The organism is Salinihabitans flavidus, from assembly GCF_900110425.1.
Taxonomy (GTDB): Bacteria; Pseudomonadota; Alphaproteobacteria; order Rhodobacterales; family Rhodobacteraceae; genus Salinihabitans; species Salinihabitans flavidus.
This window is the reverse complement of record NZ_FODS01000025.1, coordinates 1-14562: the sequence shown is the minus strand read 5'-3', so window position 1 is coordinate 14562 and position 14562 is coordinate 1. Positions and strand designations below refer to the sequence as shown.

The window sequence follows — 14562 nt, the reverse complement described above, 5'->3', positions numbered from 1 at the left end:
AAACGAGGGTCCCGCATGTCTTTCCTGTCCGCGACACTTTCGCGTGTAAAACCCTCGCCCACCATCGCCGTGACGGCCAAAGCGGCCGAGATGAAGGCCGCCGGCCATGACGTGATCGGCCTCGGCGCCGGAGAGCCGGATTTCGACACGCCGCAGAACATCAAGGATGCCGCCGTGGCGGCCATCGCCGCGGGCAAGACGAAATACACCGCCGTCGACGGCATCGCGGAGCTGAAATCGGCGATCTGCGCCAAGTTCGAACGCGACAACGCCCTGCACTACAGGCCCGCGCAGGTCTCCGTCGGCACCGGGGGCAAGCAGATCCTGTTCAACGCGCTGATGGCCACGCTCAACCCCGGTGACGAGGTGGTGATCCCCGCCCCTTACTGGGTCAGCTATCCCGACATGGTGCTGCTCGCGGGCGGTGAGCCGGTGATCGTGCCCACCACGCTGGAGGACCGCTTCCGCCTCACGCCCGAGACGCTGGAGGCCGCGATCACCCCGCGCACCAAGTGGTTCATCTTCAACTCCCCCTCCAATCCCACCGGCGCGGGCTATTCGCGCGCGGAACTCGGGGCGCTGACCGATGTGCTCCTGAGCCACCCCCACGTCCGGATCATGACCGACGACATGTATGAGCACCTCGCCTACGACGGGTTCGCGTTCTGCACCCCCGCGCAGGTGGAGCCGCGCCTGTATGACCGCACGCTGACCTGCAACGGCGTCTCCAAGGCCCATGCCATGACCGGCTGGCGCATCGGCTATGCCGCCGGCCCCGAGGATCTCATCGCCGCCATGCGCAAGATCCAGTCGCAAAGCACCTCCAGCCCCTGCACCATCAGCCAGTGGGCGGCGCTGGAGGCGCTGGAGGGCCCGCAGGAGTACATCGCCGCCAACAACGCGGTGTTCAAACGCCGCCGCGATCTGGTGGTCGCCGCGCTCAACGCCATACCCGGCATCACCTGCCCCACGCCGGAAGGGGCCTTCTATGTCTACCCCTCCATTTCCGGGCTGATCGGCAAGACCACCCCGCGCGGCACAACCCTCACAGACGACGAGAGTTTCGCCACCGCCCTTCTCGAAGAGGCACAGGTCGCCGTGGTCTTCGGCGCCGCCTTCGGGCTTTCCCCCAATTTCCGCGTCAGCTACGCTACCTCCGACGCCGCGCTGGAAACGGCCTGCACCCGCATCCGAGATTTCTGCGCGTCGCTGAGCTAGGGGCACGACATGAGCACCGATCTGCCAGAGTATTACTTCCGCGTGCGCGAGAACGGCGCGATGGTCTACCGCGTGGACACCGAAAACCGACAACGCCGGATCGACATGGATCAGATCGCGGTGGTCAAGATCCGAAACGGCGAGATCAAGCCACATGGCGAGCGTACCCTGACAGAGGCCGATCTCGATGCGATCCGCGCCTGGATGGCCGACCGCCAGCAGGTGCTGGAGGCGCGGGCGATGGACGACATCCACCGCGCCGTCGATCACCTCAACCTCACCGCCCACTGGGCGCAATCCACCGCCACCGACGACCAGCTCGAAGAGATCACCGACGAGTTGCTGCTGGCGATGCACGACCTGCGCTCGGTGCTGGTGCGCAAGAAGGCCGAACGCCTGACCCGCACCCGCGACTGATCGGCGGGGACCGGCCCGCGCGGCAGGCGCCCACCGGCTTTGACCGGCCGCACGGCAGGTCAAAGCGTCCCCTGCGTGCGCGACAGCGCACTCTTTTGGGAAACGCCGCGCCCACGTCTCAGTGCGCGCCGAACCGCGCCCGAAGCGAGCGCAGCGTCGGTCCCCAGAACCGCCACATCAGCAGCACACCGGCAAAGCTCAGCCCCACGACCATGCCAAGCCACACACCGACCCCTTCAAGACCGAAGACGAAGCCAAGCACATAGCTGCTCGGCACCCCCAGCCCCCAATAGCTGATCGCCGCGATCACCATCGGCACGCGGGTATCGAGCGCCCCGCGCAGCAGCCCCAGAGCCATGACCTGCGCGCCATCGACCACCTGAAACAGCGCCGCCACGATCATGAACGCCGCCCCCGTGGCCAGGATCGCGGCCCGCGCCGGCTCATCGGGGGCGATGAACAGCCCGACCAAAACCTCCGGCACGGCCACGAAAACCGCCACCGTCGCCAGCGCCACCAGAAGCGACATCGCCATGATCGCCCGCGCCCCGCGCGCCATATGCTCCGCGTCCCGGCGCCCGATCGCGTTGCCCGCCCGCACCGTGGCCGCGTTGCTTAGCCCCAGGTGCACCATGAAGGCCACAGATGCGAGATTGAGCGCGATTCCATGCGCCGCCAGCGGCACCGCCCCCAGCCAGCCCACCATGATCGACGAGGCCGCGAAAAGCCCCACCTCGGCAAGGTTGGTGATCCCGATCGGCACACCAAGCCGGAACACCCGGCCCAGCTCGACCCAGTCGGGGCGCCACAGGCGGCGGAAGATCTCATGCTCCGGAAGCACCAGAACCGCATAGAGCACCACCCCCGCCATCGAGACCGCATGCACCACGATCGACGCGATGGCCGCCCCGGTCACGCCAAGCTCGGGCGCGCCCCAGTTCCCGAAAATGAGCGCGTAGTTGGCCAGCCCGTTGGCCACCGCCCCGATCACAGTCACCCAGAACACCACCCGCGTGCGCTCCAGCGCGGCGAGATAGGATTTGAGCACCATCACCAGAAGCGCGGGCAGAAGACCAAGCCACGCAATGCGCAAATACCCCTGCGCCACCTCCGCCAGCGCCGGGGTCTGCCCCAGCCCGAGCAGGAGCGCCCCGGAGAACCAGAACAGCGGCAGCGCCAGAAAGGCGAACCCGACGGATAGCCACAGCCCCATCCGCGTCACCCGGCGCAGACCCACCTCATCGCCCGCCGCATCGGCCGAGGCGACCATCGGCATCACCGCGATGGCGAACCCCGATCCGAAGATGAACAACACGAAGAAGAACCCGCTGCCCAGAACGACAGCCGCCAGCGCCTCCACCGAATACCAGCCCAGCATCACCGTATCGGTCAGCCCGACGGCGAATTGCGCCAGATGCCCGCCCACAAGCGGCAGCCCCAGCCGCCAGATGGCGCGGGCATGATCGGGATATGACATCTGAAGCCGGTTCATCCGGAACGATTAGGGGGGCCTTGCCGCCTTGGCAAGCCCGCCCGGCGCCTCAGAGAGGGATCCCCAGAAGCTGCCCCGAGATCGCCACGATCACCGCCCCCGCCACGAGTTCCAGCGCCCCGGCCAGCCAGAGCGACATCCCCCCGCCCGAGGCCAGCGCGCCGCGCCGGAACAGCGCCCCGGCCAGTGCCGCCCCCGTGGTGATGACCGCCGTGCCAAGCCCCATGGCCACCGCGCCGCCCACGCCCTGCCAGTATAGCCCCATCCCCCATGTCAGCACCAGCAGCAGCAGCGCGCCCGAACAGGGCCGCACCGCCACCGCCGCAATGAGCATCACCGCGTCGCGCAGCCCCCGCACCCGCGCCGCCTCCTGCGCGGTCGGCCCGTGCCGGTGCCCGCAGCTTGCGCACGTCCCCTCCGCTTCGTGATCATGCGATGATGGCAGCCCGCCGGTCCGCCGCGTCCTGAGCCAGAGCCGCCGTGCCCCGCGAAAGATCAGCCAAAGTCCGATGGCGGCGATCGCCGCATGGCTCAGCGGCGCCAGCACCGTCTCGGCCGTGTCGGTCAGCCGCGTCCGCGACCAGCCCAGCAAGAGCCAGCCCGCCGCCACCAGCGCCACCGCCGTGCCCGCCTGCGCCAGTGACGCCGCCAGCGCCAGCCCCGCCAGACGCACGGCCGCCACCTGCCGCGCCACGCCATAACCGCCCAGCAGGATCTTGCCATGCCCCGGCCCGGCGGCATGAAACACGCCATAGGCGAAACACATCCCCCAAAGCGTCGCCAGCGCCCCCGGCTCTCCGGCGCGCAGCGCCCGCAGGGCCCGTGCCAGCGCCCCCTGCGCCTCGCGTTGACCCTCAACCGCCCAGCGCGCCACCTCCTGCGCGCCGCCGAACGCCCAGAGCCAGACCGTCAGCGCCAGAAGCACCGCCGCCGCCGCCATGCTCAGCCCCCGCATGTCACTCGCACCGTATCGGCATACCACGCGCCCACCTGCAACATCTCGTAGCTTTGCTCCGTCACCTCCTCCTGCTCAACCGCGTCGCGCAACCGTTCCTGCGCGGCCTCCCGGTCGGCCGGCTCCACCTCCGGCAGGCAGGCGCCGGGCAACTCGATGGCATGGGGCTTGAGCGTGTAGGCGATGAAATAGGTCGGATCATAGGCGCGGATCACCAGATCGGCCGCCGCCACCGGCGTTTCCAGCGCCCGCCGGTGCCGCGACACGATCCGCCCTTCGGCAAGCCGCACCCCATCCGCCCGTGGCGGGCCAAGCGCCACCGGCGCGCCCGCCTTCTCAAGGTGGAGATCGCCGGCATAATCCTCGGGCCAGTTGTCCAGATCGAACCCCTCCAGCCGCGCCCGCTCCGCCTCCGTCAGCGCACCGTCGCCATCGCCATCGAGCGCCATGTCCTCCAGGATCAGCAAGGAGAAGAAATCGTCATAGGCCCATGTCACCTCGACCGCCGCGATCCGGCCATCCTCGCCCGTCTCGAATCGCAGCCCCACATCGACAAAGGCATGGGGGTGCGTCAACCCCGGCCCGGCCCAGGCGAGAAGCGCCGCCACCAGCGCGATGACACTGCAATGCCGCATGGCCCTGTGCTCCCGATACCGTGCCGAAGTGCTAGCGCCTTCGCCTGTGCCGCGCAAGGCGCGCGCCCCGGTGCCGGCCATTCCCCGCCAGAGTTGATTCGCCGCCCGTTCTGGCGCATTCTGAACCGGGGACGCCCGGCAAGAAAGGGAAGCGCGCCATGCCCGCCATCGAAGTCTGGTTCTCGGTCGGCAGCACCTACAGCTACCTGACCATCTCCCGCCTGCCCGCCATCGAACGGCAAACCGGCATCGCGTTCGACTGGCGCCCCTTCTCGGTGCGCGAGATCATGCGCGAGATGGACAACATCCCCTTCGCCACCAAACCGGCCAAGGCCGCCTACATGTGGCGCGACATCGCGCGCCGCGCCGAACGGCTGGGGCTGCATGCCCATCTGCCCGCGCCCTACCCGCTCGAAGGCTTCGATCTGGCCAACCGTGTCGCCATCGTCGCCGCCGACGAAGGCTGGTGCGCCGACTACGCGCAGGCCACCTATCGCACCTGGTTCGAAAAGGGCCACCCGGCCGGGGCCGAACCGAACCTGACCGCGAGCCTGACCGCCGCCGGGCAGAACCCGGCCCGCGTGCTGAAAAAGGCCGAAAGCGCTGAGACCGAAGAGGCGTACCGCGCCGCCACCGACGAGGCCCGCGCGCGCGGCATCTTCGGCGCGCCCACCTTCGCCGTGGGAGAGGAGCTTTTCTGGGGCGACGACCGGCTGGAGGATGCGCTCGACTGGCACCGCCACGGCGCCTTGCGCAAGGGCTGAGCGCACCACCCACGCCGCAAGACCGCCCGCAACCACTTCCCCCGCACCGCCGGCCCTGTCATAATGCCCAAAACCAAGAGCAAGATTGAGCAGACCACATGGCCAACGACCTTCTGACCCCCGCCGCGCCGGACAGCTACGACGCCGCCTCCATCGAGGTGCTCGAAGGGCTGGAGCCTGTCCGCAAACGGCCCGGCATGTATATCGGCGGCACCGACGACCGGGCGCTGCATCACCTCGTGGCCGAGGTGCTCGACAACTCCATGGACGAGGCCGTCGCCGGCCACGCCAACCGGATAGAGGTGGAGCTTCACGAGGATTGTTCCATCACGATCAAGGACAACGGGCGCGGCATCCCGGTGGACCCGCACCCCAAGTTCCCCGGCAAATCCGCGCTCGAGGTGATCCTTTGCACGCTGCATTCGGGCGGCAAGTTTTCGGGCAAATCCTATCAGACCAGCGGCGGGCTGCACGGTGTCGGCGCCTCGGTGGTCAACGCGCTGTCCGATAGGCTGGTGGTGCAGGTCGCCCGCGACCGCCAGCTTTACGAGCAGCGATTCTCGCGCGGGGTGCCGCAGGGGCCGATCGAGGTGATCGGCGCCGCCCCCAACCGGCGCGGCACCACCTTCACCTTCCACCCCGACGCCGAGATTTTCGGCGCCCACCAGTTCAAACCCGCGCGGCTGTTCAAATCCATCCGCTCCAAGGCGTATCTCTTCTCCGGCGTGGAAATCCGCTGGAAATCGGCCATCGACGACGGCGAGACCCCGACGGAGGCGACCTTCCACTTTCCCGGCGGCCTCTCCGATTACCTGCGCGAGACGCTGGGCGGGGCCTCCACCTATGCCGACCGCCCCTTCTCCGGCACGGTGGAATTTCAGGAACGCTTCGGCACACCGGGCAAGGTGGAATGGGCGATCAACTGGACCCCCGCGCGCGACGGCTTTCTGCAATCGTACTGCAACACCGTGCCCACGCCCGAGGGCGGCACCCATGTGGCCGGCTTCTGGGCCGCGATCCTCAAGGGGGTCAAGGCGTATGGCGAACTGGCGGGCAACCGCAAGGCCCGCGACATCACCCGCGAGGATCTGATGACGGGCGGCTGCGCGCTGGTGTCCTGCTTCATCCGCGAGCCGGAATTCGTCGGCCAGACCAAGGACCGTCTCGCCACCGCCGAGGCCGCGAAACTGGTCGAGGGCGCGGTGCGCGACCATTTCGACAACTGGCTGGCCGCCGACACCAAATCGGCCGGTGCCATCCTTGATTTCCTGATCCTGCGCGCCGAGGAACGCCTGCGCCGCCGGCAGGAGAAAGAGACCCAGCGCAAGACCGCCACGAAGAAACTGCGCCTGCCCGGCAAGCTGGTGGACTGTTCCTCCAACGTGCGCGACGGCACGGAGCTTTTCATCGTGGAGGGCGACTCGGCCGGCGGCTCGGCCAAGATGGGCCGCGACCGCAAGACACAGGCGCTTCTGCCCCTGCGCGGCAAGATCCTCAACGTGCTGGGCGCGGCCTCCTCGAAACTGGGCTCCAATCAGGAGATCAGCGATCTGACGCAGGCGCTCGGCGTCGGGCTGGGCCCAAGGTTCAACATCGACGATCTGCGCTATGACCGGATCATCATCATGACCGACGCCGACGTGGACGGCGCGCATATCGCGGCGCTGCTGATGACCTTCTTCTTCACCCAGATGCGCCCGCTGATCGACTCGGGGCATTTGTATCTGGCCTGCCCGCCGCTTTACCGGCTGACGCAGGGGGCCAAACGGGTCTATTGCATCGACGAGGCGGAACGCGACATGTGGCTGGAAAAGGGTCTGGGCGGCAAAGGCAAGATCGAGTTCAGCCGCTTCAAGGGTCTGGGCGAGATGGACGCCAAGGATCTGAAGGAAACCACGATGGACCCGGCCACCCGCAAGCTCATCCGCGTGACGATAGACGACGACGAACCCAATGAGACCCGGGATCTTGTCGAGCGGCTCATGGGCAAGAAGCCGGAAAAGCGGTTCGAATATATCCAGGAGAATGCCCGCTTCGTGTCGGAACTGGACGTGTAGGGGCGGCGGCGAAGCACCTCCCGTCGCGCCAGCGACGGAACGCGTCCGCCCGCCCCACGGCGGGCGCGTTCGCGCCCACCCGGTCGGCCGCGCCCCGCCGCCCGAAATGTGGCTCCCCGTGTCGGGCCTTGTCCTCCACAAACGGTGCAACCCGACCCTTCATCCGCCGCCCGATCCGTCCGGCGACCGTCAACCCGATCTTCATAAATGTAAACGCGGCCTGAAGACCGCCCTGTTAACGGGGCCGTTCACAGACCCCGCCACCGACGCGATACCGACGTAATACCGACGTTTTACAGCATGGGCTTTTTCGCCGTTAACCAGCACCTTAGCCCCGATTCGGCCCCGCCGGCCGCGCCGCCGCCGTGCGCCGCGTTAAGGTTTGATATTGCCTCGCGGCCCCGGCTTGCCTAAACCTGAACTATCTCTGGCACAGATTTCAGGGCCGGCACATGCGCCTGCGGCGTGGGCGGCCGGAGTGTATCCCCCTCCCTTTCCGGCCCGCGCGGCGGGCAGATCCACCCGGATCGCGGCGTCCTCCCGCCCGGTCAACGTCTTGGAAAGGAACGACAAATGTCCGATCTGGAAACCCGGCCCCTGACCCCGGCCTTCGGCGTGGAGGTGTCTGGGCTGGACCTCAACACCGTCACCGCCGACCATCTCTTCCCACAACTTCGCGCCCTGTTCGAGAACCATTCCGCCCTTCTGTTCCGCCGCCAGTCCCTCACGCCCGACGCGCACTTGCGGCTCGCCGGGCTGTTCGGGCCCATCGAAGACCGCAAGGCCGATGAGCGGAAACCGGGAGAAGCCTTTGAAATTCCAGAGGTTTCCAATGTCACCGGCGACGGAACCCTGACCACGGAGATGGATCTTCACACGCTCAACCTGCAATCGAACATGCTCTGGCATTCCGATTCCACCTTCATGCCGGTGCCCGCGCTGTGCAATATCCTGACCGCGAAAACCGTCACCACCGAAGGCGGCGCGACAGAGCTGGCATGCACCCGCGCAGCCTTTGCGGACATGCCCGAGGCCCGCCGGGAACGCCTGCGTAATCTGCTGTTTCGCCACCATTATTCGCAATCGCGCCGGCGCATTTCCCCGGAACTGGCAGACCTTCCCATGTTCCACAAATGGCCCGAACAGGTCTGGCCCGCCGTGCTGCGCAACCCCGTCAACGGGCGGGAATCGGTCTATGTCGCCTCGCATGTGCGGGGGGTTGTCGGCATGGACGACGCGGCCGGCATGGCGCTGGTCGATGCGCTGATCGCCGAGTGCACCGCGCCGGAATATGTCTATTCCCATCAATGGGATGTGGGTGATGTGATGCTCTGGGACCAACGCGCGGTTTTGCATCGCGGCACACCCTGGCCCTATGATCAGCCGCGACGGCTCACCAGCATATGTTCGTCCATGACCGATGCCGATGGGCTTTCCGAGATGCGCGCCCGTGCCGGAAAATAACAATGAGACAAAGGGTTACGCCATGACCGCCTCCCTGCCCAAACGCCGCTGGCGCGACATGCCAAGCCATGCCTTCGGCCCGGAGCGGGCCCGCGACTGGATCGCGGTGCTGCCCCTCGCCGCGATCGAGCAGCACGGCCCGCACCTGCCCGTCGGCGTCGACGCGATCATCGCCGAAGGGATGGCAGAGGCCGCGGAACAGGTGCTCGACGACGATCTGCCGGTCACCTTCCTGCCGGTGCAGCAGGTGTGCAAGTCCACGGAACACAACGATTTTCCCGGCACATTGTCCCTCGGATGGAAGGAGGTGATCGCCTCATGGATCGCCATCGGCGAAAGCGTCCTGCGCGCCGGTCCCCGCACCCTCGTGATGGTCACGAGCCACGGCGGTAACCTTCCGGCAATGGAGATTACCGCCCGCGAGTTGCGCGCTCGCCACGGAATGCGCGTGCTCACCACAAGTTGGGGCCGCCTTGGCCGCTGGCAGGAGATCTACGATTATGGCGATGGCCCGATGATCGACATCCACGCCGGGCTGGCGGAAACCTCCCTCATGCTGGCGCTGCGGCCCGATCTGGTGGACATGGGCAAGGCGCGTGATTTCCCCAGCGCGCATACGGAACTGTCTGAAAAGGCGCGAAAAATCGGCTACCACGGCGCGGCGGCGAACATCGCCTGGATGGCGCGCGACCTCAATCCCGATGGCGCGGTCGGCAACGCCGCCGCCGCCACCGCCGAGGCCGGGCGCCGCGACATCGCCGCCGTCGCCGAAGGGTTCAACGCCCTGATGCGCGACCTCGCGAAACGCCCCCAGGACGGCGGCACCGCATGACCGATCTGGCCCTGACACTGGCGCAAACGACGCTGACCGGCGCGCTGGCGCTGTGGATGATCACCGCCGTTCTGGACAACTGGCGCCATCCCTCGCTGAACGAATCCGCCATGGCGACCGTGGTGGGGCTTGAGGCCATGCGGGTCGAATTTCCAGAGGAATACGCCCTTATGAAACACCGCCGGATCGACAACCCCCGCACGATCCGGGCGCTGTTTTTTCTGCTGGTCGCGTGGGAAACCCTTGCCGCGCTGCTTCTGCTGGCGGGCACGGTGCTGCTTGTGCTGACGCTTTGCGCCGTCACGGACGCACAAACAGCGCGCGTCGTGGCGCTTCTGGGCACGCTGGCCTTCACGCTGACGTGGGCGGCCTTCCTCGCCGGAGGGAACTACTTCTGCTACTGGTACTGCCATTTCAATGCGCTGGCGACGCATCTGTTGCTGGCCCTCTGGGGCACGGGCGTGACGATCCTGCTGCTGCTCTGACGCCGGCGACGCTGGAAAAAAGGCGGCGCCCCCTTGACCTTCCCGCAACTGGAACCCCTATCTGAGGGTCAAGGCCACACCTGCGACTCCTCAGAAATGGAACACGCCATGAGAAAGACCACCACACTCGCCATTACGGGCATGAACTGCGCCTCCTGCGTGGGACGGGTGGAAAAGGCCCTGACCCGCCTTGACGGGGTGGCGGATGTGTCGGTCAACCTCGCCTCCGGCACCGCGCAGGTGACGCATGACAGTACGCTCCCTGTCAGTGCGCTCGCCGATGCGCTCGACGGCGCGGGCTATCCCGCGCAGAGCGACGACATCACCCTCCAGATCGAGGGAATGAGCTGCGCCTCCTGCGTGGCGCGGGTGGAAAAGGCGCTCGGCGCGCTGCCCGGCGTGATCGCGGCAGAGGTGAATTTCGCGGGCGAAAGCGCGCATGTGCGCTATCTCTCCGGCGCGGTCACGCCCGAGGAGATCGCCGCCGCCTCCACCAACGCGGGCTACCGCGCCAGCCCGGCCGAAGCGCCGGACACAGTGGCCGATCGCAAGGCCGCCGAAACCACCGCTCTGGCACGCAAGACGATGCTGGCCGCGCTTCTGGCGCTTCCGGTCTTCGTGATCGAGATGGGCAGCCACCTCATCCCCGGAATGCATGAATGGGTCATGGCGACCCTCGGGCACGAGACGAGCCGCCTTCTGCAATTCGTGCTGACGACGCTGGTATTGGCCGGGCCGGGGCGCATGTTCTATCTTCGCGGCTTCCCGTCTCTGTTCAAGGGGCAGCCCGACATGAACGCGCTGGTGGCGCTTGGCACCTCTGCCGCCTATGGCTTTTCGACAGTCTCGACCTTCGCGCCCGGGCTTCTGCCCGAAGGCACGGCGCATGTCTACTTCGAGGCGGCGGCGGTGATCGTCGTGCTGATCCTGCTCGGCCGCTGGCTGGAGGCCCGCGCCAAAGGGCGCACCGGCGCCGCAATCGCCCGGCTTGTCGGGCTGCGTCCGCGCACGGCCCGGGTCGAACGCGGCGGCGAGATGCAGGAGCTGCCCATATCCGAGGTTGAAGTTGGCGACACCCTGCAGATCAGGCCCGGCGAAAAGGTCGCCGTGGATGGCACAGTGCTGTCCGGCCGCTCCTATGTCGACGAAAGCATGATTTCCGGAGAGCCGGTGCCGGTGGAAAAGACCGACGGCGCGGAGCTTGTCGGCGGCACGGTCAACGGCACCGGGAGCCTGACAATGCGCGCCACGCGCGTGGGCGCCGACACGGTGCTCTCGCAGATCATCAAGCTGGTGGAACAGGCACAGGGCGCGAAACTGCCCGTGCAGGGGGTGGTGGACCGCATTACCGCCTGGTTCGTGCCGGCCGTGATCGCCGCCGCTGTCCTGACGGTCGGCGCGTGGCTGATCTTCGGGCCTGCGCCCGCGCTGCCGCTGGCGCTTGTCGCCGGGGTCGCGGTGCTGATCATCGCCTGCCCCTGCGCGATGGGTCTGGCCACGCCGACCTCGATCATGGTCGGCACCGGGCGCGCGGCGGAACTGGGCGTGTTGTTCCACAAGGGCGACGCGCTGCAAACGCTTCAGGAGGCACGACTTGTCGCACTCGACAAGACCGGCACACTGACCGAAGGGCGTCCCGCGCTGACCGATCTTCTGCCCTGCGACAAGTCGCAGGAAGCAACGATTCTGCGCCTTGTGGCGGGGGCCGAGGCGGGCTCCGAGCATCCCATCGCCCGCGCTATCGCGTCAGAGGCCGAACGGCGCGGCCTCGATCTGCCGCGCGCCGAGGCGTTCGACGCGATCCCCGGCAAGGGCCTCACCGCGCGGGTGGAGGGCCGCACCCTTCTGATCGGGAACGCCGCCCTGATGCGCGACAACGCGGTCGCGCCGGAAGATTTCTCCGCCGACGCCGGTGCGCTTGCCTCCGAGGGCAAGACCCCGCTGTTCGTCGCCATCGACGGACAGCCGGCGGCGATTCTCGCGGTCGCCGATCCGATCAAGGACGGCACGCCCGAGGCGATTCGCGCCCTGCACGACATGGGGCTGAGCGTGGCCATGCTCACCGGAGACACGCCGGAAACGGCGCGGGCCATCGCCCGGCAGCTCGGCATCGACCGGGTGGAGGCGGGGCTTCTGCCCGCCGACAAGGTGGCGCGTCTCAAGGATCTGCAAAGCGAACATGGCAAGATCGCCTTTGTGGGCGACGGCATCAACGACGCGCCCGCGCTGGCACAGGCGGATATCGGCATCGCCATCGGAAGCGGCACCGATGTCGCGATCGAGGCCGCCGACGTTGTGCTGATCTCCGGCGACCTGCGCGGCGTGGTCAACGCCTTCAGCATCTCGCGTCACACCATGCGCAACATCCGACAGAACCTGCTCTGGGCCTTTGGCTACAACACGCTGCTGATCCCGGTGGCGGCGGGCGCGCTCTACCCGTTCGGCGGGCCGCTGCTGTCGCCGATGCTGGCGGCGGGCGCGATGGCACTGTCGTCTGTCTTCGTGCTGGCCAACGCGCTGCGCCTGCGCAGGCTGCGCCCGGCCCTGAAGGGCGATCCCGGCCCCGCCGCCGTCCGCAAGGCGACCGCCGCGCAGCCCGCCCCGGCCGAATAGCAAGAGGAACGCCCATGAATATCGGTGATGTCGCCACCCGCTCCGGCCTGCCGCCCAAGACCATCCGCTACTACGAGGAGATCGGCCTCGTCGCCCCCCGGCGCGATCCCAACGGATACCGCGCATTCCGCGACAGCGATCTGCACAAGCTGGTGTTTCTGGGCCGCGCCCGCGCGCTCGGCTTCACGATAGAGGATTGCCGTACCCTTCTGGCGCTCTACGAGGACGACAGCCGCGCCAGTGCCGACGTCAAGGCCATCGCCCGCGAGCATCTGGCCCGGATCGAGGCCAAGATCGCCGATCTCAACGCCATGCGCGACACGCTCACCGACCTGATCGCCGCCTGCGCCGGCGATCACCGCCCCGATTGCCCGATTCTGAAGGGGCTGAGCGGCGATCAGGGCCAGATGCCATAGTGCTTCCGCAAATACTCAATTGCGTAAAGGTTCGCGGCATTGCGCTTCATGCCGTCGAATTCAGCTTCATGCAGCGCGTCGCGCTTCCAGGCCGGTCCTGGTGACGGCTCCAGCACCCGTGCGGGAGCCCAGACTCCATATCCGTTCGCGGCCGCCATCCCCGACAGCCAGATGTCATCCACAGGGCGGATCTTCTCGGGAATCTCGAAAACATCCTTGTGAAAAAATTCCGGGCGCACCAAGACCCCGCCAAATCCCTCGAAGACATCGGCATATCCCGAGCGCAGATAGACCCGCCGCCCGATCAGCCGCGTCGGAACGCCGGTCAGGCGTGACCGTACTCCGGAAAAAAGTGTCCGCAGATGAAACTCGACGTCTGTCACCCGCCAGCTTCGCACGGTTCGCGGTTGATGCTCTCTGGGTCCGTCGCTTTTGGTAAAGATGCCCAGTGGAACGCCGGATATGGCGATACAGTCATCAGGCCGCTTCTTGCGGGTCTTTTGAAACACTGATGTCCAATTCGGACGATAGTCCATGTCGTCGTCACAATAGAGAATCTCGGTCTGTGTACCGGCAAACTCCCGCAGGGCCGGAAGAAGCTTGGTCGCCGGGCCGAAATCCTCTTCCACCCGGCGAATTTCGACGCCCTCCGGCACCTCGGGCAATTGCCCGTCCCAATCGGGAAAGCGATCATAGGTATACGGTATGTAGACGATGATACGATCCGCCTTCACTTTCTGACGCAATAGTCGGTGAAGGGTCGAAGCAAGCAGATCGAAGCGCGATGGGATGCTCGTCAACGTGATTACAAAGCGCATGAACAATCTTCTCCGGCTGTCTTGTAGTACGAACACTAGGTGTTTGATCCCATGGTTTGATGGTGCGATCCTTTCTCGGGAATGGAAGGAAGCATTATGGGACAAGTTCGTCACGGGAGCGCCACGACCACGCACGCTGTCAGAGCTGCAATACAGCGATCGCAAGCTTCGCTCGCGCAGCTGAGCAAGGAGCTGGGCATCAACCCCAAGACCGTTGCGAAGTGGCGCAAGCGTGCGACGGTGGAGGATCAGAAGACCGGCCCGAGAGCCACGCGTTCAACCGTTCTCAGCGAGGAAGAGGAGGCAATGATCGTCGCGTTCCGGCGGCACACATTGCTGCCGCTGGACGACTGTCTTTACGCTCTACAACCGACGATCCCGCATCTCACGCGGTCT

At 66.8% G+C, this 14562-nt stretch carries 13 protein-coding genes and 1 pseudogene; 10 read left to right on the top strand and 4 right to left on the bottom strand.

Features of this window, described 5'->3' with window-relative positions; translation table 11 throughout:
• Positions 1-15 precede the first annotated feature (15 nt).
• Entirely contained in the window at positions 16-1218 is a 1203-nt protein-coding gene (locus tag BMW66_RS16105) for a pyridoxal phosphate-dependent aminotransferase (RefSeq protein ID WP_093119977.1), read from the top strand.
• Positions 1219-1227: 9 nt separating this feature from the next.
• A complete protein-coding gene (locus tag BMW66_RS16100) occupies positions 1228-1635 on the top strand; it encodes a hypothetical protein (protein WP_093119976.1) in 408 nt (135 codons plus the stop codon).
• 118 nt (positions 1636-1753) lie between these two features.
• Here the strand turns inward: BMW66_RS16100 and BMW66_RS16095 are convergent, their stop codons facing one another.
• Genes BMW66_RS16095 through BMW66_RS16085 form a run of 3 tightly spaced genes read right to left on the bottom strand, consistent with a single transcriptional unit; the run spans position 1754 to position 4717 of the window.
• Positions 1754-3127: an MATE family efflux transporter gene (locus BMW66_RS16095; protein WP_093119975.1), complete on the bottom strand. Its 1374-nt coding sequence runs from the start codon at positions 3125-3127 to the stop codon at positions 1754-1756.
• Positions 3128-3176: 49 nt separating this feature from the next.
• Entirely contained in the window at positions 3177-4082 is a 906-nt protein-coding gene (locus BMW66_RS16090) for a nickel/cobalt transporter (protein WP_093119973.1), read from the bottom strand.
• On the bottom strand, positions 4070-4717 hold the full coding sequence (locus BMW66_RS16085; protein ID WP_093119972.1) for a DUF1007 family protein: 648 nt from the start codon (positions 4715-4717) through the stop codon (positions 4070-4072). The genes BMW66_RS16090 and BMW66_RS16085 overlap by 13 nt, the downstream gene beginning before the upstream one ends.
• A 158-nt stretch (positions 4718-4875) precedes the next feature.
• Between BMW66_RS16085 and BMW66_RS16080 the strand changes: the two genes are divergently transcribed.
• The 7 genes from BMW66_RS16080 (at position 4876) to cueR (ending at position 13348) form a co-directional block, all read left to right on the top strand.
• A complete protein-coding gene (locus BMW66_RS16080; RefSeq protein WP_093119971.1) occupies positions 4876-5481 on the top strand; it encodes a 2-hydroxychromene-2-carboxylate isomerase in 606 nt (201 codons plus the stop codon).
• Between the two features lie 98 nt (positions 5482-5579).
• A complete protein-coding gene (gene parE, locus BMW66_RS16075; protein WP_093119970.1) occupies positions 5580-7538 on the top strand; it encodes a DNA topoisomerase IV subunit B in 1959 nt (652 codons plus the stop codon).
• A 573-nt stretch (positions 7539-8111) separates the two neighbouring features.
• On the top strand, positions 8112-9002 hold the full coding sequence (locus tag BMW66_RS16070; RefSeq protein ID WP_093119969.1) for a TauD/TfdA dioxygenase family protein: 891 nt from the start codon (positions 8112-8114) through the stop codon (positions 9000-9002).
• A gap of 22 nt (positions 9003-9024) precedes the next feature.
• On the top strand, positions 9025-9834 hold the full coding sequence (locus BMW66_RS16065) for a creatininase family protein (RefSeq protein ID WP_093119968.1): 810 nt from the start codon (positions 9025-9027) through the stop codon (positions 9832-9834).
• Positions 9831-10319, top strand: a complete 489-nt coding sequence (locus tag BMW66_RS16060; RefSeq protein WP_093119967.1) for a DUF2165 family protein — start codon at positions 9831-9833, stop codon at positions 10317-10319. The genes BMW66_RS16065 and BMW66_RS16060 overlap by 4 nt, the downstream gene beginning before the upstream one ends.
• A 108-nt stretch (positions 10320-10427) precedes the next feature.
• Positions 10428-12932, top strand: a complete 2505-nt coding sequence (locus tag BMW66_RS16055; RefSeq protein WP_093119966.1) for a heavy metal translocating P-type ATPase — start codon at positions 10428-10430, stop codon at positions 12930-12932.
• Positions 12933-12946: 14 nt separating this feature from the next.
• Positions 12947-13348 (top strand): Cu(I)-responsive transcriptional regulator, encoded by a 402-nt coding sequence (gene cueR / locus BMW66_RS16050; protein ID WP_093119964.1) that lies wholly within the window; start codon positions 12947-12949, stop codon positions 13346-13348.
• Here the strand turns inward: cueR and BMW66_RS20405 are convergent.
• A complete protein-coding gene (locus BMW66_RS20405) occupies positions 13330-14082 on the bottom strand; it encodes a glycosyltransferase family 2 protein (protein ID WP_175483278.1) in 753 nt (250 codons plus the stop codon). The two genes, cueR and BMW66_RS20405, sit on opposite strands and share 19 nt — an antisense overlap.
• 180 nt (positions 14083-14262) lie before the next feature.
• On the opposite strand from BMW66_RS20405, the pseudogene BMW66_RS16040 reads away from it, so the two are divergent.
• Positions 14263-14562 (top strand): annotated as a pseudogene (locus tag BMW66_RS16040) (IS481 family transposase); the annotation flags it as partial.